This window comes from Mesorhizobium sp. M7A.F.Ca.CA.003.01.2.1 (assembly GCF_003998945.1).
Lineage (GTDB): Bacteria > Pseudomonadota > Alphaproteobacteria > Rhizobiales > Rhizobiaceae > Mesorhizobium > Mesorhizobium ciceri.
In genome coordinates, this window is record NZ_RZRA01001702.1 from 1 (window position 1) to 418 (window position 418).

Annotated in this window: 1 protein-coding gene; it reads left to right on the plus strand. The window is 61.5% G+C overall.

Annotated elements, in window-relative coordinates:
* Positions 1-418, plus strand: a 418-nt coding sequence (locus tag EN969_RS35015; protein WP_127419989.1) for a Dyp-type peroxidase, incomplete at both ends; no start/stop codon positions are given.

Here is a 418-nt window from a genome sequence, read left to right on the forward strand (position 1 = left end):
CGCGCGACCTGCTCGGCTTCGTCGACGGGACCGCCAACCCGACCGGCCTCGACTTGCCCGCCTCTGCGCTCATCGGCGATGAAGACGCCGACTTCGCCGGCGGCAGCTATGTCGTCGTCCAGAAATATCTCCACGACATGCAGGCCTGGGCGCGCATTCCGACGCCCGAGCAGGAAGCGATCATCGGCCGCACCAAGATCGACAACATCGAAATCGACGATGACGATGCGCCGCGCAAATCGCACAAGTCGCTGGCCACCATCGAGGATGCCGCCGGCAACGAGTACGATATTTTGCGCGACAACATGCCGTTTGGCAGGCCGGGGCAGAACGAGTTCGGCACCTACTTCATCGGCTATTCCAGATATCTTTGGGTCACCGAAAAAATGCTGCAGCGCATGTATATCGGCGAGCCGCC